We start from the raw sequence: 25,838 nt of genomic DNA on the forward strand, positions 1-25,838 counted from the left end.
GTCCGATATCAGATTATCATGGTCAGGTAGACATGCGAGCACCGGAAGCGCAGAAAATCGCTTCAGGCGGCCAGCCTGCCGAATGATCGAACCATCTCAAGGTTCCAGCTCGACATCCCAGTAGAGATAATCCATCCAGCTTTCATGAAGATGGTTCGGCGGGAACAGGCGGCCGTTGTTGTGCAGATCATGCACGGTCGGCTGATAGGGCTTCTGCAGCGGCCACATCTTGGCATGCGCCGGCATCATGCCGCCCTTCCTCAGATTGCAGGGCGAGCAGGCGGCGACGACATTCTCCCAGGTCGTCGCACCGCCGCGATGGCGGGGGATGACATGGTCGAAGGTCAGGTCGTCGGGCGTGCCGCAATACTGGCACTGGAAGCGGTCGCGCAGGAAGACGTTGAAGCGGGTGAAGGCCGGGTGCCTGGACGGCTTCACATAGGCCTTCAGGCTGACCACGCTCGGCAGCTTCATCGAGAAGGTCGGCGAGGACACCGCATGCTCGTATTCGGCGACGATGTTCACACGGTCGAGGAACACCGCCTTGATGGCGTCCTGCCAGGACCAGAGCGACAGGGGGTAGTAGCTGAGCGGACGGTAATCCGCGTTCAGCACCAGTGCTGGAAGCCCATCCGGAGATACGGCAACCGTCACGTGTTTACCTCCTTGGTTCTAGACCCGAACGGCGCGGATACTGTAAGCCCGACATGACAGGGATGTGAAGCGGATTGTCGCTTGCCCAAAGCGTCAAAAAACCCCGATTTTTATGCTTTTTTGTAGATTCAGGACGGCGGCGCGGCATCCCTGCCCCTGGTTTCGCGATAATAGGACCAGAAAAGCCGCGATGCGACACCTCGCCACGGGCTCCATGATTCGGCCAATGCGATCAGTGTTTTCTCCGGCGGACGCGGGTCGATACCGAGCGCATGGCCGACCGCGCTTTGCAGCGCAACGTCACGCGCGGGGAAAATGTCGGAGTGCCCGGCGGCAAACAGAAGGTACACTTCCGCCGTCCACGGACCGATACCGGGCACCGCCGTCATCGCGGTGATCGCCTCGGTCGCGTCGAGCGAACAGAGGTGATTGAGGTCGAGCCCGTCGGCCACCGCCTGGGCAACCGCGATCAGTCCGCGCTGCTTGGGCCGCGACAGGCCTGCCTCGCGAAACATGTCCTCGCCGGCGGCCAGGATCGCCTGCGGCGTCAGCGGATCGACGAGCTTCGTCAGCCGGCCGAAGATGGCGTCGGCGCTCGCCCGCGACACTTGCTGCGAGACGACGATCGAGGCCAGGCTCCTGAATCCCGGCTCCGAAAGCCGGAGCGGCACCTCGCCGGCCATGCCGCGCACCTTTTCCAGGCGCGGGTCGATGATGCAAAGCGCATCGAGCCCCCGCGCAATGTCGTCCAGTGTCGCGATGCGTTGCATGGTATCCTTGTCCGCCAATGTGCAGCAAAGTAGCAACCGCCAAAAGCACAGCACAACCCGATTGCCGCCTCAGACATGACGCTCCTGACATTCCGCTTCGCGCCCAGCCCCAACGGAGAACTGCATCTCGGCCATGCCTATTCGGCGCTGCTCAACCAGAAGCTCGCGCAGACCCACGACGGCCGCCTGCTGCTGCGCATCGAGGACATCGACACCACGCGCTGCACGCCGCAATTCGAAGCCGGCGTGCTTGCCGACCTGAAGTGGCTGGGCCTTGGCTGGGAAGAGCCGGTGCGCCGCCAGTCGGAGCATTTCGCAGAATATCAGGCGGTGCTCGACCGGCTGATCCGCGAGGACCTCGTCTACCCCGCCTTCATGAGCCGTGGCGAGATCAGGGCCTTCATAGCCGACAGCGAAAAGCGCGGGCGTGACTGGCCGCGCGATCCCGATGGCGTGCCACTCTATCCTCCGTCCGACAAGGCGTTGCCGCTGAAGGAACGCAAACGGCGTATCGCCGAAAACGAGCCCTTCGCCTGGCGACTTGATGTCGATGCCGCTGTTACACGCGTAGGCAGGGACCTCGCATGGACCGAATTCAGCGATGAGACGCTATCGGCGACGCGCTCGGTCGAGGCCCGCCCGCACGACTGGGGCGACGTGATCGTGGCGCGCCGCGACATCCCGACCAGCTACCACCTGGCCGTCATTGTCGACGACGCCCTGCAAGCGGTCAGTCATGTCGTGCGTGGGCAGGACCTGTTTTCCGCCACCGGCGTGCAGCGCCTGCTGCAGGAATTTCTTGGGCTTCCGCAACCCGCCTATTTCCACCATCGGCTCATCCTTGGGCCGGACGGGCGGAAACTGTCGAAAAGCCTTGGCGACATCGGCCTTGGCAAGCTGCGCGAGGCCGGCGCATCGCCTGACGACGTCAGACGGATGGTCGGTCTCTGAGCCGGTGGAGCTCTGGGCACGCGTGACGAATCCGCCACCGATTGAATTCCGGTGATGCATGGATCAATCGTTTCGTTTTGCGCGCCGGGTAGAACGGGATTAGAGCAGCGCCACGGTCAGTTTTTCACCAGCGTGGCGGTCTCCGGAAAATGCAAAGCATCAAGCGGTTCATCCCCGCCACCTTCGTCGTCCTGTGGGCAACGGGCTTCATCGGCGCGCGCTATGCCATGCCATGGGCGGAGCCGTTCACCTTCCTCGCCGCCCGTTTCGTCATAGCGGCCATCCTGCTGGCAGCCCTGATGCCCGTTCTGGGTTCGAAGCGAGCCACCCGCAAGGAGGCGCTACACGCCACCGGCGCCGGCGTGCTGATGCATGGTGTCTATCTCGGCGCCGTCTTCTGGGCCATCCACAGGGGCATGCCGGCCGGGTTTTCGGCCCTGATCGTCGGCCTGCAGCCGCTGATCACCGCAGTGCTTGCCGGCAAGTTCCTGGGAGAAGCGATCCTGCCGCGCCACTGGCTCGGCCTTGGCATTGGCCTGATCGGCATCGTCATCGTGCTGTGGCCAAAGCTTGGCGCGCTCGGTGGTGGCGTGACCGCGGCGACGCTGACCGCCTCGCTGGTCTCGGTGCTCGGCATGAGCGCCGGCACCATCTGGCAGAAGCGTTTTGCTTCCGGCGGCGACCTCGTCGCCGCGACGATGTGGCAATATGTCGGCGGCGCCTCGCTGATGATCCTGGCCGCGCTCGCCTTCGAAACGCACACCGTCATCATCAACGGCGAACTGATCTTCGCCATGGCCTGGCTGGTGCTGGTGCTGTCGCTCGGCGCCATCTTCCTGCTGATGGTGATGATTCGTGACGGCGAAATGTCGAAAGTCGCCTCGCTGTTCTACCTGGTGCCGGCGGTGACGGCGGTCATCGCCTGGGCCCTGTTCGACGAACAGCTCAACGCGCTGCAGATCGTCGGCATGGCGATCACCACCTTCGGCGTCGGCCTGGCGACGGCGCGGCCTGCCAAGGGAAGAATTGAGGGATTGAAAAGAACTGAGGAATTGAGGAATTGAGGAATTGAGGAATTGAGGAATAAGCACACGGCGCCAGATATGGCCCCTTTTTTCTTCAATTCTCCAGTTCTTCAATTCCCCAATTCCTCATCGGCGCCGCCTCATCCGACCCGGGCACGCGCCTCGAGATAGCGACTGATCGCGGCATTGAGCTCGCCGCCGAGGATGAAGATCGCCGAGACGATGTAGAGGAAGACCACCGCGATCATGATCGAGGCCAACCCGGCGTAAGTCGTCACATAGGACGAGAAATGGTCGAGATAGGTGGCGAACATCGTCGAGCCGATGAGCCATGCGGCCAGCGTGAAGACGATGCCCGGCACCAGCGAGACGAAGCGGCGCTTGCCGGCCGGCAGCCAGTAGTGCACGGCAAACAGCCCGCCGATGATGACGGCCGAGGCAATGACGTAGCGCCACAGCGTGATCGTGCCGGTATAGGGCTTTATCCATTCGAAATGCGCCTCCGCCAGCCGCGCCAGCAGGGGTGCGAACACCAGAAGCACGCTGATCGCCAGGAAGCCGGCCGTCGCGATCAGCACGAAGAAGATGCTCTGCACGCGGCGATAGATGATGCCGCGCGTCTCGGTGACGCGATAGGCGCGGTTGAGCGAAGTGCGTAGCGCCTCGATGCCGTTCGAGGCAAAATAGGCGGCAAGCAGCACGCCGTAGGTCAACAGGTCGGTGCGCCGGACGGTCAGCACGTTCAGCACCTCATGCGCGATCGGCTTGGCGATCTGATCGGGCCAGGTGTCGAAGACCAGGTGCACGGCCGTGTCGGCAAAGGCCTGGGCGCCGAGGAAGCTGCCCAGCGTCGTGGCGAAGATCAGGAACGGAAACAGCGCCATCAGCGAGGTAATCGCCAGATGGCTGGCCATCGCCCAGCCGTCATCGGTGTTGAAATGGCCGAGCGCGTCGTAGAGCACGCGGCGCAGGGCGACTATATTCCGCAACAAGAACCCGCGTTCCCTTCGATTGTCTCGACGCCGCGAATATGGGAAGTGAATGCGGCAAATGGCAACCCTTGGCGAAACCACGAGTCCGACGGCGCAGCAATTGCGCACCATCATCATCACCGGCGCCTCGTCCGGCATAGGGGCATATTGCGCCCGGGCACTCAAGGCGGAAGGCTGGCGGGTCTTTGCAACAGCCCGAAAACCCGAGGACATCGCCGCCCTCGAAAGCGACGGCATCGAGGCTTTCTATCTCGATTACAGCGAACCGGACTCCATTGCAGCCCTGGTAACGGCGGTGCTCGAGCGCACCGGCGGCCGGCTCGATGCCCTGTTCAACAACGGCGCCTACGCCCAGGCCGGTGCGGTCGAGGATCTGTCGGTGGCCGCGCTCAAGCAGCAATTCGAGGTCAATTTCTTCGGCTGGCATGACTTGACCCGCCGCCTGGTTCCGATGATGCGCCGTCAGGGTCACGGCCGCCTCGTCCATTGCTCGTCGATCCTCGGTCTGGTGCCGGTGCGCTTTCGCGGCGCCTATTCGGCATCCAAACATGCGCTCGAGGCGCTGATGCTCTGCCAGCGCCAGGAACTGGTCGGCAGCGGCGTCCATGTTTCACTGATCGAACCGGGGCCGGTGAAATCGAAAATCGCCAGCAACGGCCTGCCCTGGTTCCTGAAAAACATCGACATCGACAATTCCGTGCACAGGGCGGACTATGCCGCGCAGCTGGAGCGTCTGCGCGCCGGCGGCAGCCAATCGGCGCTGAAGCCCGGGCCGGAAGTGGTCCACAAGGTTCTGCGTCATGCCCTTCTGTCGCCGCGCCCGCGTCCGCACTATGTGGTAACTGTGCCGGCCAGAATCGGCGCGGCGCTCAAACGCATCCTGCCGGCATCGATGCTCTACCGCCTGATGGCCAAACGCGCCTGAACGCGAAACAACTGGAAACGCAACAATGGCAACCGTCTTCAACATCCTCGCCATTCTGGTCATGGCCGCCGTGGCGATCGTGCTGATCCGAGGCCTCGTCAACATGATGCGTGGCGGTTCGAGCGTCACCTCGAACAAGCTGATGCAGGCGCGCGTCATGCTGCAGGCCGTGGCGCTGTTGCTGATCCTGCTGGCCGTGTATTTCACCCGCAAGTGAGGCCGTTCGGGAGGCGACATGGTCAAGCTCAACAAGATCTACACCCGCACCGGCGATGACGGCACGACGGGTCTCGGCACTGGTGAGCGGCGGCTGAAATCCGACCTGCGGGTGGACGCCTACGGCACGGTCGACGAAGCCAATGCCTGCATCGGCATGGCGCGCGTGCATACCGCAGCGAACCACCCGGCGATCGATGCCATGCTGTCGCGCATCCAGAACGATCTCTTCGACCTCGGCGCCGATCTCGCCGTGCCCGATGACGGCAAGCCGCTTGGCTACGAGCCGCTGCGTATCGTTGCCGCGCAGACCGACCGCGTCGAGAAGGACATCGACCTCCTCAACAAGGATCTTCAGCCGCTCAAATCCTTCGTGCTCAACGGCGGCACGCCGGCGGCGGCGGCGCTGCATCTGGCCCGCACGGTGGCGCGGCGGGCCGAACGGCTGATGGTGGCGCTGGCTCAAGACCCGGGCGAGCACGTCAACCCTGAGGGGTTGAAATACATCAACCGCGTCTCGGATTTCCTGTTTGTCGCCGCCCGGGCGGTCAATGACAATGGAAATGCCGACGTGCTATGGGTTCCCGGCAAGAACCGCTGAGCTGAACGGATCGAAAAGGCGGGAGGGGACCAGGCACGCATGTTCATCCCGCTTTACGACACAAACAGGCTGCGCCACATCCGCCTGCAATATGTGACGATCGGCCTGATCGTGGTCAACGCGCTGGTCTATTGCGCCACGGCACTCGGCGGCGAGAACTTCACCAATGCCGCCGTGCTTGGCCTCGGCTTTATTCCGTCCGTGGTTCACAACACGGCCGAGCTTGATCCTCGGTTCATCATCATTCCGGAAAGCCTGAGCTACCTTACCTATTCCTTCCTGCATGCGGACATCTTTCATCTTGGCGGCAACATGCTGTTCCTGTGGGTGTTCGGCGACAATGTCGAGGACGCGCTCGGCCACATCCGCTACCTGATCTTCTATCTCCTGTGCGCCATCGCCGGCGCCGCCTTCCAGGGGCTTGTCGCCTGGGATTCGCAGGTGCCGCTGATCGGCGCCTCCGGCGCCATCGCCGGCGTGGTCGTCGCCTATCTGATCCTCTATCCCAGGGTTAAGGTCTGGGTCCTGGCCTTTGCCCGCATCCCGCTGCGCATTCCGGCCTTCATCCCGCTTATCCTGTGGGTGCTGTTCCAGGTCTTCATGTTCGCCGCCGGCGGCGAGGACCAGATTTCCTGGGCCTGCCATATTGGCGGCATCATCGCCGGCGCGGTGCTGGTGCTGGTCCTGCGCAGCCGCGGCGTGCCGCTTTTTGCCGGCGCGGACGAGGATGCCGTGGCTCCCAAGCTCGACCAGCCGCCGGTTGCTGCCGAACCAGCGGCGCCTGAACCGCAGGCCACCACGACGCGCTGGGGCCGGGGAACCCCCCCTGGCCCAAACTGAACCGATTTGAGCCGCTTTCAGCGTATTGACGGCAAGGGTTACCGCAACTACGGAAACGTCTCCGTCCGAGCCCCAAGGCTGTTAAGGAGCAGTCCAAGACGGGCAAAGACCAGAATTTCCATCCGGAATGTCGGCTTTCGACAACTCAGAAGGGGCGCAAGCTGTTATAGCGCGCCCAACTAGCGTGAAGAGGTGACAGGCAAATGAAGATCCTTGTGCCCGTGAAGCGGGTTGTGGATGCGAACGTCAAGGTTCGCGTGAAGGCCGACGGTTCGGCGGTGGAACTCGCCAACGTCAAGATGGCGATGAACCCGTTCGATGAGATCGCGGTGGAAGAGGCGATCCGGCTCAAGGAAGCCGGCAAGGCGGAGGAGATCATTGTCGTCTCGATCGGCCCGCAGCAGGCGCAGGAAACCCTGCGCACCGCGCTCGCCATGGGCGCCGACCGCGCCATCCTGGTCAAGACCGACGAGCAGACCGAGCCGCTCGGCGTCGCCAAGGTGCTGAAGGGCGTCGTCGAGGCCGAACAGCCCGGCCTCGTCATTCTCGGCAAGCAGGCGATCGACGACGATTCCAACCAGACCGGCCAGATGCTGGCGGCCCTGCTCGGCTGGGCGCAAGGCACTTTCGCCTCCAAGGTGGTGCTCGACGGCGACAAGGCCAAGGTGACGCGCGAAGTCGACGGCGGCCTGCAGACGGTGGAATTGAAGATGCCGGCGATCGTCACCGCCGATCTTCGCCTCAACCAGCCGCGCTATGCCTCGCTGCCCAACATCATGAAGGCCAAGAAGAAGCAGCTCGACGAAAAGACTCCGGCCGACTACGGCGCAGACGTCAAGCCGCGGCTGAAGATCATCAAGACCGAGGAGCCGGGCGGCCGCAAGGCGGGCGTCAAGGTCAAGAGCGTCGCCGAACTGGTCGACAAGCTGAAGAACGAAGCCGGCGTTTTGTAAGGAAATCCGATGAGGCCGGCCTGCAAACGGCCGGTTTCTCCGCTTCCGGTGCTCACGTACAAAAGTACGCTCCGCTCCGGTTCTCGAAACCAACCGTTTTCGACTCGGCCTGACCGGATTTCAGGGAGCCTCGAAAACGAAAGTCAGGAATATCATCAATGGCTATTCTTCTGATTGCTGAACACGACAATGCCAGCCTTTCCGACCAGACCGCCAAGGCGCTTTCGGCGGCCCTGCAGATCGGCTCGGACGTGCATGTGCTGGTGGCCGGCAAGGGCGCCAAGGGTGCGGCGGACGCTGCCGCCAAGCTCAAGGGCGTCGGCAAGGTGCTGCTTGCCGAAGCAGACGAGCTCGCCGAGCGCCTCGCCGAACCGACGGCAGCCCTCGTCGTGTCGCTTGCTGGCGGTTACGACGCCATCATCGCGCCGGCGACCTCGTCGGGCAAGAATGTCGCGCCGCGCGTCGCGGCCCTGCTCGATGTCGCGCAGGTCTCCGAGATCATCGAAGTGGTCTCGCCGGACACGTTCAAGCGCCCGATCTATGCCGGCAACGCCATCCAGACCGTGCAATCGACAGACGCCAAGAAGGTCATCACCGTGCGAACCGCCTCCTTCCAGGCGGCGCCCGAGGGCGGCTCGGCCCAGGTCGAGACGGTCAACGCCGCAGCCAATCCCGGCCTGTCCACCTTCGTCGAGAACAAGCTCTCGGAGACGGACCGTCCGGAACTGACCTCGGCAAAGATCATCATCTCGGGCGGCCGCGCGCTCGGCTCGTCGGAGAAGTTCCAGGAGGTCATCCTGCCGGTCGCCGACAAGCTCGGTGCGGCGGTCGGCGCCTCGCGTGCCGCTGTCGATGCCGGCTACGCACCGAACGACTGGCAGGTCGGCCAGACCGGCAAGGTGGTCGCTCCGGACCTCTACATCGCGGTCGGCATCTCCGGCGCCATCCAGCATCTCGCCGGCATGAAGGATTCCAAGGTCATCGTCGCCATCAACAAGGACGAGGAGGCGCCGATCTTCCAGGTTGCCGACTACGGCCTCGTCGGCGATCTCTTCGTCATTCTGCCGGAGTTGCAGAAGGCGCTTTGACGCTCTCTGGCAAAGCGTATTAAATGCTTGGGGTGGGGTAGACGAAGTCGCCCCGCCCTTTTAGTTTGCACCGCACAAAAAGCAGGCTGCAAAAGCCTTTGGACGGGATCGGTGTAATGAGCAAGATCGAGACGATCGGCATCATCGGCGCAGGCCAGATGGGTGGGGGTATCGCCCATGTCTCCGCGCTTTCGGGCTACAAGGTGCTGATCTACGATATTTCGCCCGACCGCATTGAAAAGGGCATCGCCACCATCAGCGGCAACATGGCCCGCCAGGTGGGCTCCGGCAAGCTCGACGAGAAGCTGCGCAACCAGGCGATGGCGCGCATTGCCTCCGCACCGACGATGGCCGATCTTGCCGGCGCCGATCTGGTGATCGAGGCGGCGACCGAGGACGAGACGGTCAAGCGCAAGATCTACGCGCAGCTCTGTCCGCAGCTCAATCCTGAAGCCATACTGGCGACCAACACCTCGTCGATCTCGATCACGCGGCTCGCCGCGCAGACCGACCGGCCGGAGCGCTTCATCGGCATACATTTCATGAACCCGGTGCCGCTGATGAAGCTGGTCGAGCTGGTGCGCGGCATCGCCACCGAGGATCAGACCTTCGAGGCCGCCAAGACCTATGTGAAGCAGCTCGACAAGACGATCACGGTCTCGGAGGATTTCCCGGCCTTCATCGTCAATCGCATCCTGCTGCCGATGATCAACGAGGCGATCTACACGCTCTATGAGGGTGTCGGCTCCGTCGACGCCATCGACACCGCCATGCGGCTCGGCGCCAATCATCCGATGGGACCGCTGCAGCTGGCCGATTTCATCGGCCTCGACACCTGCCTGTCGATCATGCAGGTGCTGCATGACGGCCTGTCGGATTCGAAGTATCGCCCCTGCCCGCTGCTGGTGAAATATGTCGAAGCCGGCTGGCTCGGCCGCAAGACCGGGCGCGGTTTCTACGACTATCGCGGCGAGCACCCCGTTCCGACGCGCTAGGCCAATTCCACGAAAAGAGTGAACGGTTTCCCGGGAAGAGCGCGAAGCGCTTTCGCTTGGGAATTGCGTTAAAACAAGGAGATAGAGCGCGTCCGTTCACGACGCCGCGGCAAGCGGCGCCTGCGGCTCCGACTTGTCGTCGGGCGCCACGCAGACGCACCCGCGGCCGGCCGCCTTGGCGGCATAGCAGGCGGCGTCGGCCCTTGCGATGATCTCGTCTGCTTCGCCGCAATTGGCGTTGATTGCGGCAACACCGATGCTGGCGCCGATGGCATGCGGCCGGCCATCCCAGCTGAAGTTCAATCCCGCTATCGCATCGATGATGGAGCGCGCCGCGACCCTGGCGCCGGCGGTCGAGCCCGATTTCAGGATGACCGCGAATTCGTCGCCGCCCAGGCGCGCGACGAGGTCTTCGGGCCCGACTACGCCACGCACGGCCTGTGCGACCCGCTTCAGCAAGGCGTCTCCGGCGGCGTGACCGCCGGTGTCGTTGACCAGCTTGAAATGGTCGAGGTCGATGAACATGAACTGATGGCGGCTGCTGCCAGCCCCGGCGGCATCCTTGCGGGCCTGAACGACCAGTTCCTCCATGGTGCGGATGAAGCTCGAGCGATTGGCAAGGCCGGTCAGCGCATCATGCGCGGCGGCGTGTGCAAGCTGCCGCTGCAGGGCGCGTGCATCGGTAAAATCCTGGAAAACGATGACCAGCCCGCAGAATTCGTTGCGCTCGTTCATGATCGGCGACACGACCTGACGGATACTGCAGCGTGTGTCGTCGCGGCGGACCAGCACGGCGCGGCTGTTCTGGTCGGAGGGCGTCTCCGCACCGATCGCCGGCCGTGTCACGCCGATCCTGTGTCCCGTCTCCTCGTCCACCGCCCAATAGACATGACCGAGCGTCTTGCCGAGAGCCGCCTCCGTCGGGACGCCGGTCAGCTTCTCGGCAACCGGATTCATGAAGGTGACGCGGTTCGCCGCATTGGTACAGATGACGGCATCGCCGATCGATTGCAGCGTCACCCGGAGCCGCTCTTTCTCGTCGGCCAGCATTGCCGCCGATACGGTCAGACGCTCCTCGGCCTCCTTGCGCCGGGTGATGTCGGTCAGGCTGCCGATGGCCCGGATCAGACGCCCGTCCCCGTCACGCTCGATGGCCTTGCCGCGGTCGAGGATCCAGATCCAGCGGCCGTCCTTGTGACGCATCCTGAACTCGGCCTCGAAGAACTCTGTCTGGCCGTCTAGATGGGCGCGATCCGCCTCGGCGACGGTTTCGCGGTCGTCGGGATGGATCATCGTCAGCCAAAGATCGGGGTCGCCGTCGAGTTCGCCATCCGCATAACCCAGCATCTTGACCCAGGTCGAGGAGTAGGTCGTGCCGCCCTTGCGGATGTCGAGATCCCAGACGCCCTGGCCGGCGCCGGCAAGCGCGAAATTCCAGCGCGTTTCGGCCTCGGCGATACGCGCCTCGGCCTGTTTGCGCGCGTCGATGTCCTCGATCTGTGAAACGAGATAGAGCGCGCGGCCGCTCTTCTCCTCTCGAATGACGGAGCCGGCGAGATGCGCCCAGACGGCTGTACCGTCCTTCTTGAGGTAGCGCTTCTCGAATTGGAAGGCGTTGACCGTGCCAGCTTTGATGCCTTCCATGGTCTCCCGCCCGACATGCAGGTCGTCGGGGTGCGTGATCTGGAAGAAGGTCAGCGCCTCGATCTCTTCGCGGCTGTAGCCGAGCATCGAGGCGAACGCCGGATTGGTTTGCACAATGCGCCCATCGAGGCCGACGACGGCGATGCCGATTGCCGAGTCCTCCATCGCCTGGCGGAAGCGCTGCTCGCTCTCGGCGATCTGCCGCCGATCTTTCGAGATGCGGCCGATGAAAAGACAGGCGAAGAAAAGCGCGCCGATTGTCATCGCGACCGACATTTGAAGGCAAAGTCTGAGCGCTTCCGCGCCAAGGTCCAGCCTCGACAGCACGACCAGGACCGCGGCCACGGCGAAGCCGGCCACGAGCAACGCCGGAGTTGCATGTTTGTCGAACCTGATCGGTCCTCGCAGTCTCACGATCCGTGCCACCCCCGTGGGCAATCGCTTTTTTCTCGAGAGAACCCTGAAGGATCGATTTTAAGGAAAGGTTGCGTGGGGGTACCGCGATATGGTCAACCGGCAAACAATCGCCGGCATGATTAAGGATCGGTGTGCACGGGGTGTGGTCGCTTCTATCCTGCTACCAGCGCACGAAAAACCGTCCGCCGAGCGCGCCGAGCAAGGTGAGAAGGGCGATCGCGATCGTGTACCAGGTGGCGACGAAAAGCGGCGAATCGTCGAAACAGTGCGCGGCATAGAAGGTCGCCGCCAGCCCGCCGGCGAGCAACCCCGCCACCGCGCCGGCAAGCACCGGCCGTGTCGGCGCGCCATAGCGCAGCATCCACAGGAAAATGGCCAGCGGGCCGATGCCGATCAGCGGGATGAAGCCCATGCAGATCATCATGTTGGAGCCGATCATCCTGGTGCCCCACAACGCCTCCGGCACCATGAAGAGCTCCAGAACCACCGCCACGGCCACCAGCAGAGGAGCCGCGGCCATCCAGGCCATGGCCCTGGCCGTTGAGGCGCCAGGTGTCGACAGCGCCCGGATCAGGCCGAAGGCGGTGACGGCAAGCACGATGGTGAAAACGAATTTGGACAGGAAGCGCATCGTGTGCGCGGCCACCATGAAATCGGGGCGCGGGCCGATCGTCAGCAGGAAAACGATTGCCGCGATGACAATGGCCACGCCAGCCGCCAGCCACCAGGCCGAGCGCAGCGGCATCGCCCTGCTGCTTGCATCGGCGTCGAGCGCCTTGATGAGATCTTCGGTCCTCATGTCATTCCCGCCCGACTCGCCCCTGCCCGAATCGCTTGGCTATGGCGGCTAGCCCGCGATGCAGCGACACACGCACCGCCGTCTCGCTGATGCCGAACTTCGCTGCCGTCTCGCCGATCGAGCGGCCTTCCACGGATACGGCCGAAACCACCGAACGCTGTGCCGGCGGCAGCCCGTCCAGGGCCCTGTTGATGTCGCGCTCGCTGACGGTTTCGGTTTCCGGTTCGGCGAAGGTCTCCGCAATATCGTCGACATCGATTTCGATGCGCCGACCGCGCCGCCGGAACGCATCGATCAGCTTGAAGCGGGCAATCGCATAGATCCACGGCAGCACCGGCGCGTCCTGGCGCCAGGTATGCCGTTTCACATGAATGGCCAGCAAGGTTTCCTGCACGACATCCTCGGGATCGACTCCGCCCTGCACGATCTTGCGCCGGACAAAGCCGCGCACCAGCGCGGCAATCCGGTGCAGAAAGTCGGCATAGGCCTTTTCATCTCCGGCGATCGCGGCCCGCAACAGCCGGGAAAGCTCGGCCTCGTCCTTGCCGCTCACAAGAGTTCACTCCCCCGATTTTCGTGCCTCGGCACTGATTTGTTACGTGGCCGGCGAAATAATGTCCAAGCCAAACTGCGGGCAAATCACGAAAGTTTGCGGGTCCTGGAGGCTCAGCCTCAGACCGGACGACTTCATGGGCCTTGCTCGTACGTCTTGCGGAAACCGTCGGTCCGGGATGCCATCACATGGAATTGTCCGCCTCGCGCCGCTCTTTGTGCCTCAGCGACCGATTGAAGCAGGCCAACAATGTTGACTATTCGTGTCATGTATCGATAGGTGCGGCGTGCCAAGACCAACGAAAGCGAGGATGACGCCATGAGATACACCCTTTCCGCCCTTGTCGGCGCCACCGCACTTGCAATCGGCCTGGCCGCCGGTCCGGCGCGGGCCGAGGATGCCGGCATCATCGTCTACAACGCCCAGCACGAAAGCCTGGGCAAGGAATGGGCCGAAGGTTTCACCAAGGAGACCGGCATCAAGGTCACGCTGCGCAATGGCGGCGACAGCGATTTCTCCAACCAGATCGTCGCCGAAGGGGCCGCCTCGCCCGCCGACGTGTTCCTGACGGAGAATTCGCCCGCCATGGTGCTGGTCGAGAATGCCGGCCTGTTCGCGCCCGTCGATGCCGACACGCTGGCACAGGTGCCGCAGGACTATCAGGCGGCCAGCGGCAAATGGGTGGGTGTGGCCGCGCGCAGCACCGTCTTTGCCTACAACACGACCAAGCTCAAGACCGAGCAGTTGCCCAAGTCGCTGCTCGACCTCGCCGACCCGAGTTGGAAGGGCCGCTGGGCGGCCTCGCCGTCGGGCGCCGATTTCCAGGCCATCGTCAGCGCGCTGCTGCAGCTCAAGGGCGAGGCCGCCACGGCGGACTGGTTGAAGGCGATGAAGGAGAACTTCACCGCCTACAAGGGCAACAGCACGGTGATGAAGGCGGTCAACGCCGGCGAGATCGAGGGTGGGGTGATCTACCACTATTACTACTTCGGCGATCAGGCCAAGACCGGCGAGAACAGCAAGAACGTCGCGCTGCACTATTTCAAGAACCAGGATCCAGGCGCCTTCGTCTCGGTCTCGGGTGGGGGCGTGCTCGCCTCGAGCAAGCATCAGAAGGAAGCCCAGGCCTTCCTGAAATGGGTGACCGGCAAGGGCGGCCAGGATGTGCTGAAGAACGGAAACTCCTTCGAATACGCCGTCGGCAAGGGTGCCGAGTCCAACCCGAAGCTCGTTCCGCTGGCCGACCTGCAGGCACCGAAAGTCGACGCCACGACGCTGAACTCCAAGAAGGTCACCGACCTGATGACGGCAGCCGGCTTGCTTTAGTTGCCGTTCGTCCTAATAAGGACAAACCGACCGTGCTCCCGCGGGAATCCACCTTCCGCGGGAGCGTTTTGTTTTCGAGATGGCATTCGTCGATGACGACACGCTGCGTTCCTGACCTCCGACCGTGGTCCCTCGATTGCCGGCACGCCGCCGCAACCGTCGGGCGTCCGAGCTGATGCAGTCCGCCGTCGATCTCGGGCGCGCCGGCTTGCCGTCGAAGATGCGCCGAATGCCGCATCGGCGGGCGGCACGCTGGCTTGTCTCCGCCGCCGTCTTCGTCGCGCTGTTCGCCCTTTTGCCGCTTGCCTTCATCGTCTGGATCGCGGTGCAGACCGGCTGGGAGACCGTGTCGGCGCTGGTCTTCAGGCCGCGCGTCGGGGAACTGCTGGTCAACACCACGCTGCTGGTGCTGCTGACCGTGCCGATCGCCATCATACTGTCTGTCGCGCTGGCCTGGCTGACCGAGCGCAGCGACCTGCCCGGCGCCAGGCTGTGGGCCTGGCTGTGCGTGGCGCCGCTCGCCATCCCCGCTTTCGTGCACTCCTATGCCTGGATCACCATGGTGCCCGTCCTGCATGGCCTGTGGGCCGGCGTGCTGGTGTCCGTGATCGCCTATTTTCCCTTCCTCTATCTGCCCATATCGGCAGCGCTGCGCCGTCTCGATCCGGCCCTGGAGGACGCGGCAGCCGCCCTTGGCCTTGGGCCATCGCGCGTCTTCTGGCGTGTCGTGATGCCGCAGCTCAGGCTCGCCATCTGCGGCGGCTCGCTGCTGGTCGGACTGCATCTGCTGGCCGAATACGGCCTCTATGTCTTCATCCGCTTCGACACCTTCACCACGGCGATCGTCGACCAGTTTCAATCGACCTTCAACGGACCGGCCGCCAACATGCTGGCCGGCGTGCTGGTGACCTGCTGCTTCGTGCTTCTGGGCCTCGAAGTGCTGGTGCGCGGCGAGGAGCGTTATGCCCGTGTCGGCGCCGGCGCGGCGCGTTCCCAGCAGCGCACGAACCTCGGCCGCGCCACCATGCCGAGCCTGCTCTTGCTGGTCGCCACCACGCTGCTGGCGCTCGGCGTGCCGTTCGTGACCATCGGCCGCTGGCTCATCGCCGGCGGCGCCGAGGTCTGGCGTCTCGACGAGATTGGCCTGGCGCTCGGCCAGACGCTGTTCCTGTCGCTTGCCGGGGCACTGCTTGCCACTGTCGCTGCCATGCCGATGGCCTGGATCTCGATCCGCGCCCCAGGGCCGCTGCAGCGCCTGCTGGAAGGTTGCAACTACATCGTCGGATCGCTACCGGGTGTCGTCATTGCGCTGGCGCTGGTCACCATCACCGTGCGGACCGCGCTTCCGCTCTATCAGACTCTGTTCACCATCCTGGTCGCCTATGCCCTCATGTTCCTGCCGCGCGCCCTGGTCAGCCTGCGCGCCTCGATCGCCCAGGCACCGGTCGAGCTCGAGCGCGCCGCGTCCAGCCTCGGCAGGCGTCCACTCAACGCGCTGTGGTCGACCACCATCCGCCTGTCGGCCCCTGGTGCCGCGGCCGGCATGGCGCTGGTGGCGCTCGGCATCATGAACGAACTGACCGCGACCCAGATGCTGGCACCGAACGGCACCCGCACGCTGGCGATGGCATTCTGGTCCTACAGCAGCGAGATCGACTACGCCTCGGCGGCCCCCTACGCCTTCATCATGGTGGCGATGTCGCTGCCCCTGACCTGGCTGCTCTATGTCCAGTCGAAACGGATGGCCGGACGATGAGCTTTCTCGAAATCCGCGGCCTGCACAAGCATTACGGCCCGGTCGCCGCATTGGCCGGTGTCGACCTCGATGTCGCCAGCGGCAGCCGGACCGCGATCGTCGGTCCCTCCGGCTGCGGCAAGACCACCTTGCTGCGCCTGATCGCCGGCTTCGAGGCACCGGACCAGGGCCGCATCGTGCTCGGTGGCGAGGTGCTGGCCAATGGCAGCGCCGCCGTCCCGGCGCATCGCCGCGGCATCGGCGTGGTGGCGCAGGACGGCGCCCTGTTCCCGCATCTGACCATCGGCGACAATATCGGTTTCGGCATGGGCCGCGGCGATGACAAACGCGCCGAGCGCATCGTCGAGTTGGCCTACATCGTCGGGCTCGACAAGGCGATCCTCAAGCGCCGCCCACACGAGCTTTCCGGCGGCCAGCAGCAGCGCGTGGCGCTCGCCCGCGCCATGGCGATGAAGCCGCGGCTGATGCTGCTCGACGAGCCGTTCTCGGCGCTCGACACCGGCTTGCGCGCCTCGATGCGCAAGGCCGTGGCCGAACTTCTGGAGGCGGCCGGCATCACCACCATCCTGGTGACACACGACCAGGCCGAAGCACTGTCCTTCGCTGCCCAGGTGGCGGTGATGCGCGATGGAAAATTCTCGCAGGTCGGCACGCCTCGCGATCTCTACCTCAAGCCGAAGGACAGGATGATCGCCGAATTCCTCGGCGACGCCATCATCCTGCCGGCGAGCATTTCGGGCGGCTTCGCCAACTCGCCGCTCGGCCGCATCGCCGTCGATACCAATGACAGCCGCGATGTCGCCCGCATCATGCTGCGGCCGGAGCAGATCGGGCTGAAACGCACGTCGCGCGAAGGCATGTCGGGCACCCCAGACATGCTGTTCGGCGAAGTGACGGAATCGGAATTCGCCGGCTCGACATGCATGATCGCGGTGCGGCTCCTGAACAATGCCGATCCCCCGGACGCCGCCGCCATCGGCAACACGCCGCTGATCCTGCGCAAATCCGGCATGGACGCACCGACGGTCGGTGAGATCGTCCGGCTCACCGTGTCGGGAAAGGCGCATGTGTTCGTCTAAAGCGCGTCGCGTTGAAATGGATTCATGCGACGCGCTTTAGGTCTCTGCTTTATGCATGTCGTTTCTCCCAAAACCGAGGTCACTTTTGGGCGACATGCATTAGGCGACCGAAGGCCGGCGCCCGGCGCGCGGTTCATGCCGTGATGCGTTCGCCGGTTTCGGCTGAATAGATCGGCCAGCGCTCGAGAAAATCACAGCCATGCACGACAACCCTCTCGTTGGCGCTGTCGACAAGGATGACGGCGTAGGCGGGCGGCGCCTGCTCGACAATTTCGCTCGACCGGTCAAGCGCAAGTTCGAACCTTGCGTGCAGGCCGCGCTGCGCCGAGAACGGAATTCCGGCGACGGTGCCAGCGATGTCGCGATGGACATGACCGAAGAAGATGTGGCGGACATCGCCATGGCGCTTCAGCAGGCCGAGCAACCGCTCGGGCTGCTCGAGCGCCAGCGGATCGAGCTGCGGCAGGCCGAGCGCGACCGGCGGATGGTGCAGGAAGATGTAGGCGGGCCTGCCGGCTGATCGGTTCAGGCGGGCTTCGAGCCAGGCAAGCCGCTTGTCGCACAATTCGCCTCCGATGCGCCCTTCCGCCAGGCAGTCGAGGAACAGCAGCACTTCGTTGCCGGTGTCATGGACCGACTGCACGAAGCCATTCTCGTCGACCGGATTTTCCGGGAACGCCGCGACGAGATTGGCCCGCCGGTCATGGTTGCCGGGCAGAAGCCTATACGGCACCGACAGCGTGTTCAGGGCAGCCCGCAGATCCGCGTAACTCTCCGGCGCGCCGCTCTCGGTCAGGTCGCCGGTGAAGACGCAAAGGGCGGCGTCGGCGTGATGCGCATTGATATGCGCGATGCAGAACGCCAGCCTTTGATGCAGGTCCGCGCCATAGCGGCGCTCGCCTTGCCGGCCAAGATGCACATCGGTGACCTGGATGATTTTCATCACGCTTTCAGAGCGCCGGCTCGGGTACGGACGCCTTGAAGACATCGAGGCGGGCTCCCGTCTCCGACGAGAAGAAATGCATGTCTTCAGGCGAAATCTTCAGGCCGACCTGGCTGCCGGGCTCGGGGTGGACCGCCTCCGACGTCATCACCGAAAACGGTGCGCCGTCGAGATCGACATAGATGACCCGCCCCGCCCCCAGTTCCTCGACCAGATCGACGGTGGCGTTGAGCGCGCCGGCCGTGCCGGGCGCCACCAGCCGGACGGCCTCGGGCCGGATGCCCATCGCGACCTTGGTGCCGACTGGCAGGCCGGTGCGTGCCATGGCCAGGCGCCGGCTGCCGCCAAGCAGCGACAGCCCGTCGAGCTCGACCGTGCCTTCCAGAATGTTCATGGCCGGCGCGCCGACGAAGGTGGCGACGAAGCGGCTGGCCGGACGGGTATAGATTTCGCCCGGCGTGCCGACCTGCTCGACGCGTCCGCCATTCATCACCACCAGCCGGTCGGCCAGCGTCATCGCCTCGACCTGATCGTGGGTGACGAAGACGGAGGTGGCGTTCAGCCGGCGATGCAGCTTGCGGATTTCCGAGCGCATCTGCACGCGCAGCTTGGCATCGAGATTGGACAGCGGCTCGTCGAACAGGAACACCTTCGGCTCGCGGATCATGGCGCGGCCCATGGCGACGCGCTGCCTTTGGCCGCCGGAAAGCGCCATCGGCTTGCGGTCGAGCAGATGTTCGAGCTCCAGTGTGCGGGCGACCGCCTGGATGCGCTGCTGGCGCTCGGCCGAGGGAACGCCGGCGACCTTGAGCGAATAGCCGATGTTCTGCGAAACACTCATGTGCGGATAGAGCGCGTAATTCTGGAACACCATGGCGCAGCCGCGCTCGCGCGGTTCCAGCCTGTTGACCACCGTGCCGTCAATCGCGATCTCGCCGGCGGAAATCTCCTCCAGCCCGGCGATCATCCTGAGCAGCGTGGACTTGCCGCAGCCGGAAGGTCCCAGGATGACGACGAATTCGCCTGAGGCGAAGTCGAGGTCGACGCCGTGCACGACCTGCGTCTTGGCGTAGTTCTTCTTGACGCCGCGTATTGTGATGGAGGCCATTTTTGTCTCCTTATTTCTCGGTGGCGATCAGGCCGCGCACGAACCAGCGCTGCATCAGCACCACGACGATCAGCGGCGGCAACATGACGATCAGCGTGCCGGCCATGGCGATGTGCCATTCCGGAATGCCGCCGACATTGGGGATCAGTTGTTTGAGCTCGGTCACCGCCATCGCATGCGACTGATCGGTGGTGATGAGCAGCGGCCACAGATACTGGTTCCAGGCCCACAGGAACATGATGGTGCCGAGCGCCGCCATGTTGTTGCGCGACAGCGGCAGCAAGATATCGATGAAGAAGCGCAGCGCGCCCGCGCCGTCCATGCGCGCGGCCTCGGTCAGTTCGTCCGGCACGGTCAGGAAGAACTGCCGGTAGAGGAAGGTGCCGGTCGCAGTGGCAACCAGCGGCAGTATCAGGCCGCTGTAGGAATTGAGCAGTCCGAGGCTGAGCTGGACCTGCACGCCCGAGACTTTTTCGATCAGCCAGGAAATGCCGGTCAGGTCCAGGATCGCCTGGTACGGCTCGAGCACGTTGGCGACCACGGCGTAGGTCGGCACGATGCGCACTTCGAGCGGCAGCATCAGTGTGATGAAAATCAGCCAGAAGATCAGCATGCGGCCGGGATAGCGGAAGTAGACGATCGAGAAGGCGGTGAGCGCCGAGACGATCACTTTGCCGGCGGCGACGCCGGTCGCCATGATGAAGCTGTTGAGCAGCTTGGGACCGAGATCGGCGGTCGTCCAGGCGGTCTTGATGTTGACCCAGAAGTCGCTGCCCGGCAGCAGCGACATCGGCACATCGTTGACATCCTTGAGGTTGTGCGACGCCGCGATCACCACGACCACGAACGGCGCAATGCAAAAGATGAAGCCGATGAACAGGATCAGATGCGTGAAGAAATTGAGGAACGGGGTGCGCTCGACCATATCCATCTCACCTGTAGTGCACGCGCCGCTCGATGAAGCGGAACTGGAAGATGGTGAGCACGATGATGAGCAGCATCAGGATGATGCTCTGCGCGGCGGCACCTGAATAATCGAGGCCTTTGAAGCCGTCGGAATAGATCTTGTAGACCATCAGATTGGTCGCGTTCGCCGGACCGCCAGCGGTCATGATGTCGACGATGCCGAAGGAGTCCTGAAAACTCTCGGTGATGTTGATGACCAGCAGGAAGAAGATGGTCGGCGTGATCAGCGGAAACTGCACGTCCCAGAAACGCCTGATGACACCGGAACCGTCCATCGCCGCGGCCTCGATCAGCGAACGCGGGATGGCCTGGAACGCCGCCAGGAAGAAGATGAAGTTGTAGCCGACATATTTCCACGAGAAGGCGACGATGATCGAGGCCATGGCGTCGGCGCCGTCGAGGCCGGGATCCCAGAAGCCGGGCCAGACCCGGTTGACCACGGCCATGAAGCCAGCCTCCGGCGCCAGGATGAAGCGGAACGCCATCGCCAGCGCGGGCGCGGCGATGCCGTAGGGCCAGATCAGCACCACGCGATAGAGACGCGAGCCGGCCAGCTGCCGGTCGGTCAAGGCGGCGAGCACAAGCGCGATGAACATTGCGAGACCGGTACTGATGCCGGCGAAGACAAGGCTGGCGGTGATCGAGTTCCAGTAGTCGGCGTTGGACAGGATCGAGCGGAAATTGTCGAGCCCGACCCAGATGTTGCCGCCGCCCCAGGGCTGTTGCAGCGTCAGCGACCAGTACACGGCCTGGCCGGCCGGCCAGTAGAAGAACGTGAAGATCAGGAGGAGCTGCGGCACCGCGAAAAGGATGCCGATCGTCCATTTGCCGAAAGTGACGCGTTTTTCCATCGATCCGCCGATGCCGTTGAACCGTCAGCCCGCTTCTTGGGCAAGACTAGATATGAAATGGCCGCCCGTCGAATCTCGACGGACGGCCGTTCCGCAATCGGAGGTCAGGGCAGGGTCTTGCCCGGATAGGTCTGCTGGAAGCGTTCGAGGATGGCGTCGCCGTTCTTGACCAGAGTGTCGAGGCCTTCCTGGACGCTGACCTTGTTGGCGAAGATCGCCTGCATCTGCGTGCCGAACTCGGCGCGGATCTGGGTGAAGTTGCCCAGCCGGATGCCGCGGGTGATTTCGGTCGGCTCGGACGCCGTCAGGCTGGCGATGGCGACTTCACGGCCCTTGTAGGGCGCCTTGTCGTAGAAGCCCTGGCCCTTCATGTAGTCGAAGCCAGACTTGGTCACCGGGATGTAGCCGGTGTTGGTCGACCAGAACAGCGCGGTCTTGGGGTCGTGGATGAAGTTCAGGAAGGCGGCAGCGCCCTTGTACTCGGCGTCCGACTTGCCGGAGAGCACCCACAGCGAAGCGCCGCCGACGAGCGAATTCTTGCGCTCGGTGCCGGCATAGACCGGCAATTCGGCGACATCCCACTTCATGCCTTCCTTCTGGGTCCTGCCGACCGTGCCGTGGTCGCCGACCGAGGTCAGGATGACTTGGCAGGTACCCGAGGCGAAGGCCTGGACCATATCCTGGCCGAGATCCTTGGACTTGATCTTGATCAGGCCGGCGTCATACCACTTCTTGAGATCGGTGACGTACTGGACGAACTTGGTCTTGTTGACTTCCAGACGCGCGTCGAGACCGTCATAACCATTGTTCTTGGTGGCGATCGGCTGGTTGTGGAGCGCCGAGAACTGCTCCATCAGCTGCCAGCTTTCATTGGCAGAGATGTTGATCGCCATCGGGCACTCGTAGCCGGCGTCCTTCAACGCCTTGAGGTCGGCGCCGACATCTTCCCAGGTCTTGGGTGCTTCGGTCTTGCCGATCTTGGCGAAGGCGTCCTTGTTCCAGTACATCAGCGGGGTCGAGGAATTGAACGGGAAGGACAGCATCTCGCCCTTCGACGTGGCGTAGTAGCGCGCGATGCCTGGGAAATAGTCGGCATAGTCGATCTTGTAGCCGTTTTCTTCCATCAGCTTGTCGGCGGGCTTGTAGGCGCCCGACAGCATCATGGTGGCGGTGCCGACATCGTAGACCTGGACGACGGCCGGCTGCTTGCCGGCGCGGAAGGCCGCGATGGTGTTCTGCAGCGTGGCGTCATAATTGCCCTGGCTGGTGCAGACGACTTCGTAGTCCTTCTGCGAGGCGTTGAAGTTCTTGCACAGCGTGTCGACGACACGGGCAAGGTCGCCCGAAAGGCCGAACCAGAAGTCGAATTTTACCGGTTCCGCAGAGGCAGGCATTGCCAGCGCGGTGCTGAGCGCACCAGCGGCAAGGGCAGCAAAGCCCCGCTTGATCATGGTCATGGTTTTTCCCTCTTGAGTGGCTGGTGACAAGGGTCTTGCGCAAGTCCTTGCCCGCTCTCTTAGAGAAGGTATGTGACAGTTCTGTTGTGGCTCCCCGGCCTTTGCACAGCTGCCCGTTCCTCTCCCTCGGCGGCTTTGGCCGGCATTAAAACGCACCGGCGTTTTAGGTAGCTAGGGCGACTGTCGAAGACGTAAAGACCACATCGGCCGCCATGATTATCCGGCTAAGGGGACAATGATATCCAGGTGCGGCAGCAGGCGTAAATGCGCCGGGGAAGCACGCCAGGGCTACTATCTCGGCAAACCGGCGCCGATCGAGGCATTCGACGACCTGACCGGCCACGGCAAGCGCACTCCGGCGCGCACCGACCATCGGGATGGCAGTCTCGTATTGCTCAAGCCAAGCGTGCGCTCGGCTTGATCGCTCACGATCCGAGCGCCGTGTCGATCAGCCGCCTGGCGTCAGGCCCCGACCATTCAGCCGGGCCGTTCATATGCGCGATCAGGCAGCCTTCGCCGTCGATCAGCATGGTGGCGGGAAGGCCGAGCGCCAGGCCGCGTGCCTTGAGGTCGTTGAACAGGGCCACCGTCGAATCCCGGTAATAGCCCAGCGCTTCGACGCCTGTTTCCTTGAGGAATTTCTTCGGCTTCACATCGTCGCCGGCATCGACATTGACGGCGACCACCTGAAAGCTGTCGCTGCCCTTCTCCTTCTGCAGCGCATCGAGCGCCGGCATTTCGGCACGGCAAGGCGCGCACCATGTCGCCCAGAGGTTGAGCAGCACCGTCTTGCCGGCATGGTCGGCGATCGTCATCGGCTTGCCGTCCGGACCATTGAAGGCGAGGCTTTTCATCGACTGCGGCGGATCGGCGGGCAACAGGGCCGCGACCTGGCCGGTGGCGGCGGCCGCGATCTTCTTGGCGCGGTCGCTCTTGGCGGCGCAGGCGACGTCATCCTTGCTGCCGCCGACCGCCACCTGGGCCGGTGCATTGTTGCCAGACCGGCTCTCGCTGACATATACCGCGACCGCGCCGGCCAGCGCTCCCGCCACCAAAGCGGCGAGGATCAGGCGCGGGGCCGGGAAAAATCTGTTTCCGTCTGCCATTTTCTCAAAACTGCTCCGAAGCACGGGTTTTATAGCGATGAGCGACAAGAAGACCAGCAACCAGATGTGGGGCGGACGATTTGCCTCGGGTCCGGCCGCGATCATGGAAGCGATCAACGCGTCGATCTCGTTCGACCGCAAACTCTACGCACAGGACATACGCGGCTCGATCGCCCACAGCGAGATGCTGGCGCAAACGGGCATTATTTCGGCGGCCGATCAAGAAAAAATCGCTCACGGGCTGAACACGATCCTGAAAGAGATCGAGGCCGGCCGCTTCGAGTTTTCGACGAAGCTCGAAGACATCCACATGAATGTCGAGGCCCGTCTCGCCGACCTGATCGGCCCGGCCGCCGGCCGCCTGCACACCGCGCGCTCACGCAACGACCAGGTGGCGGTGGATCTGAGGCTCTGGGTCAAGGACGAGTGCTTCCGCGTCGCCGGGGCGCTGAAGGGCCTGATCGCAGCGCTGCTGGAGCGGGCCGGGGAGCACGCGGCGACCGTGATGCCGGGCTTCACCCATATGCAGGCGGCGCAGCCGGTGACCTTCGGCCACCACTGCATGGCCTATGTCGAGATGTTTGCACGCGACCTGTCGCGCGTGCGCGATGCGATCGAACGCATGGACGAGAGCCCGCTCGGTGCCGCCGCCCTTGCCGGCACCAGCTTCCCGATCGACCGCCACAGAACCGCCAAGGCGCTGGGTTTCCGCGAGCCGATGCGCAATTCGCTGGACAGCGTTTCCGATCGCGACTTCGCGCTGGACTTCCTCGCCATGGCGGCGGTCTGCGCCACGCATCTTTCGCGGCTGGCCGAGGAGATCATCATCTGGTCGACGCCGCAATTCGGCTTCATCAGGCTGTCGGACTCGTTTTCCACCGGCTCCTCGATCATGCCGCAGAAGAAGAACCCCGACGCCGCCGAACTGGTGCGCGGCAAGACCGGCCGCGTCAACGGCCATCTGGTCGGCCTGCTGACGGTGATGAAGGGCATGCCTTTGACCTATGGCAAGGACATGCAAGAAGACAAGGAATCGGTCTTCGACGCCGCCGAGACGCTCGACCTGATGCTGGCGGCGATGACCGGCATGGTCTCCGACATGACTATCAACGCGGCCGCGATGAAGAGGGCCGCCGGCTCCGGCCACGCGACCGCGACCGACCTCGCCGACTGGCTGGTGCGCACGCTGGGCCTGCCGTTCCGTGAGGCGCATCACGTCACCGGCCGTGCGGTGGCGCTGGCCGAGGAGAAGAAGGTAAGCCTGGAAAAGCTTTCGCTGGTGGATCTGCAGTCGATCAATCCCGGCATCACATCGGATATCTTCTCGGTGCTGGCGGTGCAGAATTCGGTCAAGAGCCGCACCAGTTTCGGCGGCACCGCGCCGTCGGAAGTGAGGAAGCAGATCCGCTATTGGAAAAAGCGGCTGGTCAAAGCCTGAAGCCCGATATGCGACGGCAATATCCCGGATATTGCAACCGGCAATATCCGGGGTGCAATGCGCCGAGAACTCGGCTAAAAGCGGCGGCTGACAAAACGTTTCGGACGGATGGATCGATGACCGGAAGCAGGATTTTGGTGACGCTGACGCTGCTGGCGGCGATGGCCGCCGTGACCGCCTGCGGCCGCAAGGCCGGTCTCGACACGCCCTATGAGGCGGCCGTCCAGGCGCGCAAGGATGCCGAGAAGGCCAAGCAGCCGCTGCCGCCGGAGCCGGAAAAACCAGTCAAGGACAAGAAGTTCATCCTCGACCCGCTGATCTAGAACCGATCAGGCCGGGTTTGGCTTCCAAGCCCGATCTTATCGTGCTCCAACTTCCGGAATCA

At 63.8% G+C, this 25,838-nt stretch carries 27 protein-coding genes; 15 read left to right on the forward strand and 12 right to left on the reverse strand.

All coding sequences use genetic code 11. The annotated features are described in order from the left end of the window. Window positions 1-96 precede the first annotated feature (96 nt). On the reverse strand, window positions 97-654 hold the full coding sequence (locus FJV80_RS12210) for an HNH endonuclease (RefSeq protein WP_010911702.1): 558 nt from the start codon (window positions 652-654) through the stop codon (window positions 97-99). Window positions 655-782: 128 nt separating this feature from the next. Next, on the reverse strand, window positions 783-1,424 hold the full coding sequence (locus FJV80_RS12215; protein WP_142876487.1) for a DNA-3-methyladenine glycosylase: 642 nt from the start codon (window positions 1,422-1,424) through the stop codon (window positions 783-785). A 75-nt stretch (window positions 1,425-1,499) separates the two neighbouring features. On the opposite strand from FJV80_RS12215, the gene gluQRS reads away from it, so the two are divergent. Beyond that, window positions 1,500-2,375: a tRNA glutamyl-Q(34) synthetase GluQRS gene (gluQRS, locus tag FJV80_RS12220; RefSeq protein WP_142876488.1), complete on the forward strand. Its 876-nt coding sequence runs from the start codon at window positions 1,500-1,502 to the stop codon at window positions 2,373-2,375. Window positions 2,376-2,524: 149 nt separating this feature from the next. Next, window positions 2,525-3,439, forward strand: coding sequence for a DMT family transporter (locus FJV80_RS12225; protein ID WP_095787865.1), 915 nt, complete (start codon window positions 2,525-2,527; stop codon window positions 3,437-3,439). Window positions 3,440-3,540: 101 nt separating this feature from the next. Here the strand turns inward: FJV80_RS12225 and FJV80_RS12230 are convergent, their stop codons facing one another. Beyond that, window positions 3,541-4,392 (reverse strand): YihY/virulence factor BrkB family protein, encoded by an 852-nt coding sequence (locus FJV80_RS12230; protein WP_027047430.1) that lies wholly within the window; start codon window positions 4,390-4,392, stop codon window positions 3,541-3,543. Between the two features lie 58 nt (window positions 4,393-4,450). On the opposite strand from FJV80_RS12230, the gene FJV80_RS12235 reads away from it, so the two are divergent. From FJV80_RS12235 to FJV80_RS12265, 7 genes are all read left to right on the forward strand, one after another. Further along, window positions 4,451-5,317: an SDR family oxidoreductase gene (locus tag FJV80_RS12235; RefSeq protein WP_095772372.1), complete on the forward strand. Its 867-nt coding sequence runs from the start codon at window positions 4,451-4,453 to the stop codon at window positions 5,315-5,317. Between the two features lie 25 nt (window positions 5,318-5,342). Further along, window positions 5,343-5,534 carry a twin transmembrane helix small protein gene (locus FJV80_RS12240; protein ID WP_095772287.1) on the forward strand — a complete coding sequence of 64 codons (192 nt, stop codon included), beginning with the start codon at window positions 5,343-5,345 and terminating at the stop codon, window positions 5,532-5,534. 18 nt (window positions 5,535-5,552) lie between these two features. Then, window positions 5,553-6,134 carry a cob(I)yrinic acid a,c-diamide adenosyltransferase gene (locus FJV80_RS12245; protein ID WP_095772286.1) on the forward strand — a complete coding sequence of 194 codons (582 nt, stop codon included), beginning with the start codon at window positions 5,553-5,555 and terminating at the stop codon, window positions 6,132-6,134. A gap of 39 nt (window positions 6,135-6,173) precedes the next feature. Then, window positions 6,174-6,974 carry a rhomboid family intramembrane serine protease gene (locus tag FJV80_RS12250; protein WP_095772285.1) on the forward strand — a complete coding sequence of 267 codons (801 nt, stop codon included), beginning with the start codon at window positions 6,174-6,176 and terminating at the stop codon, window positions 6,972-6,974. 203 nt (window positions 6,975-7,177) lie between these two features. Continuing rightward, the gene (locus FJV80_RS12255) at window positions 7,178-7,927 is read left to right on the forward strand and encodes an electron transfer flavoprotein subunit beta/FixA family protein (protein WP_095793239.1); all 750 of its coding nucleotides are present in this window, start codon (window positions 7,178-7,180) and stop codon (window positions 7,925-7,927) included. 158 nt (window positions 7,928-8,085) lie between these two features. Further along, complete coding sequence (locus FJV80_RS12260; RefSeq protein ID WP_142876489.1) at window positions 8,086-9,015, forward strand: electron transfer flavoprotein subunit alpha/FixB family protein; 930 nt, start codon at window positions 8,086-8,088, stop codon at window positions 9,013-9,015. A gap of 116 nt (window positions 9,016-9,131) precedes the next feature. Then, window positions 9,132-10,010 (forward strand): 3-hydroxybutyryl-CoA dehydrogenase, encoded by an 879-nt coding sequence (locus FJV80_RS12265; RefSeq protein WP_015315562.1) that lies wholly within the window; start codon window positions 9,132-9,134, stop codon window positions 10,008-10,010. A gap of 96 nt (window positions 10,011-10,106) precedes the next feature. Here FJV80_RS12265 and FJV80_RS12270 read toward each other — a convergent pair whose 3' ends face one another. The 3 genes from FJV80_RS12270 to FJV80_RS12280 form a co-directional block, all read right to left on the reverse strand. Further along, on the reverse strand, window positions 10,107-12,014 hold the full coding sequence (locus FJV80_RS12270; RefSeq protein WP_246688952.1) for a PAS domain S-box protein: 1,908 nt from the start codon (window positions 12,012-12,014) through the stop codon (window positions 10,107-10,109). A gap of 217 nt (window positions 12,015-12,231) precedes the next feature. Next, entirely contained in the window at window positions 12,232-12,870 is a 639-nt protein-coding gene (locus tag FJV80_RS12275) for an NrsF family protein (RefSeq protein ID WP_142876491.1), read from the reverse strand. A gap of 1 nt (window position 12,871) precedes the next feature. Further along, entirely contained in the window at window positions 12,872-13,423 is a 552-nt protein-coding gene (locus tag FJV80_RS12280) for a sigma-70 family RNA polymerase sigma factor (RefSeq protein WP_095772280.1), read from the reverse strand. A gap of 318 nt (window positions 13,424-13,741) precedes the next feature. On the opposite strand from FJV80_RS12280, the gene FJV80_RS12285 reads away from it, so the two are divergent. The 3 genes from FJV80_RS12285 to FJV80_RS12295 all read left to right on the forward strand — a co-directional run bounded on the left by FJV80_RS12285 (window position 13,742) and on the right by FJV80_RS12295 (window position 17,584). After that, window positions 13,742-14,749, forward strand: coding sequence for an iron ABC transporter substrate-binding protein (locus FJV80_RS12285; RefSeq protein WP_095772371.1), 1,008 nt, complete (start codon window positions 13,742-13,744; stop codon window positions 14,747-14,749). Window positions 14,750-14,924: 175 nt separating this feature from the next. After that, window positions 14,925-16,505, forward strand: a complete 1,581-nt coding sequence (locus FJV80_RS12290) for an iron ABC transporter permease (protein ID WP_185975195.1) — start codon at window positions 14,925-14,927, stop codon at window positions 16,503-16,505. After that, window positions 16,502-17,584 carry an ABC transporter ATP-binding protein gene (locus tag FJV80_RS12295; RefSeq protein ID WP_095772278.1) on the forward strand — a complete coding sequence of 361 codons (1,083 nt, stop codon included), beginning with the start codon at window positions 16,502-16,504 and terminating at the stop codon, window positions 17,582-17,584. The genes FJV80_RS12290 and FJV80_RS12295 overlap by 4 nt, the downstream gene beginning before the upstream one ends. Window positions 17,585-17,717: 133 nt before the next feature. Here the strand turns inward: FJV80_RS12295 and FJV80_RS12300 are convergent, their stop codons facing one another. From FJV80_RS12300 to FJV80_RS12320, 5 genes are all read right to left on the reverse strand, one after another. Beyond that, window positions 17,718-18,527, reverse strand: coding sequence for a phosphodiesterase (locus FJV80_RS12300; RefSeq protein WP_095772277.1), 810 nt, complete (start codon window positions 18,525-18,527; stop codon window positions 17,718-17,720). Between the two features lie 7 nt (window positions 18,528-18,534). Next, a complete protein-coding gene (locus FJV80_RS12305; protein WP_142876493.1) occupies window positions 18,535-19,635 on the reverse strand; it encodes a sn-glycerol-3-phosphate import ATP-binding protein UgpC in 1,101 nt (366 codons plus the stop codon). Between the two features lie 10 nt (window positions 19,636-19,645). Continuing rightward, window positions 19,646-20,560 carry an ABC transporter permease subunit gene (locus tag FJV80_RS12310; RefSeq protein ID WP_095772370.1) on the reverse strand — a complete coding sequence of 305 codons (915 nt, stop codon included), beginning with the start codon at window positions 20,558-20,560 and terminating at the stop codon, window positions 19,646-19,648. Window positions 20,561-20,567: 7 nt separating this feature from the next. Further along, window positions 20,568-21,452 (reverse strand): sugar ABC transporter permease, encoded by an 885-nt coding sequence (locus FJV80_RS12315; protein ID WP_095787875.1) that lies wholly within the window; start codon window positions 21,450-21,452, stop codon window positions 20,568-20,570. Between the two features lie 104 nt (window positions 21,453-21,556). Beyond that, on the reverse strand, window positions 21,557-22,909 hold the full coding sequence (locus FJV80_RS12320; RefSeq protein WP_095793234.1) for an extracellular solute-binding protein: 1,353 nt from the start codon (window positions 22,907-22,909) through the stop codon (window positions 21,557-21,559). 235 nt (window positions 22,910-23,144) lie between these two features. On the opposite strand from FJV80_RS12320, the gene FJV80_RS12325 reads away from it, so the two are divergent. Further along, entirely contained in the window at window positions 23,145-23,330 is a 186-nt protein-coding gene (locus FJV80_RS12325; protein WP_142876494.1) for a hypothetical protein, read from the forward strand. Window positions 23,331-23,334: 4 nt separating this feature from the next. Here FJV80_RS12325 and FJV80_RS12330 read toward each other — a convergent pair whose 3' ends face one another. Beyond that, a complete protein-coding gene (locus FJV80_RS12330) occupies window positions 23,335-24,015 on the reverse strand; it encodes a TlpA disulfide reductase family protein (RefSeq protein WP_095772272.1) in 681 nt (226 codons plus the stop codon). A 37-nt stretch (window positions 24,016-24,052) separates the two neighbouring features. Here FJV80_RS12330 and argH point away from each other — a divergent pair, with 37 nt between their 5' ends. Then, window positions 24,053-25,453, forward strand: a complete 1,401-nt coding sequence (argH, locus tag FJV80_RS12335; RefSeq protein ID WP_142876495.1) for an argininosuccinate lyase — start codon at window positions 24,053-24,055, stop codon at window positions 25,451-25,453. 116 nt (window positions 25,454-25,569) lie between these two features. After that, window positions 25,570-25,776, forward strand: a complete 207-nt coding sequence (locus FJV80_RS12340; protein ID WP_019861402.1) for a hypothetical protein — start codon at window positions 25,570-25,572, stop codon at window positions 25,774-25,776. The last annotated feature ends 62 nt before the right edge of the window (window positions 25,777-25,838 follow it).

Origin of the sequence: Mesorhizobium sp. WSM4310 (assembly GCF_007003935.1) — a bacterium.
Lineage (GTDB): Bacteria > Pseudomonadota > Alphaproteobacteria > Rhizobiales > Rhizobiaceae > Mesorhizobium.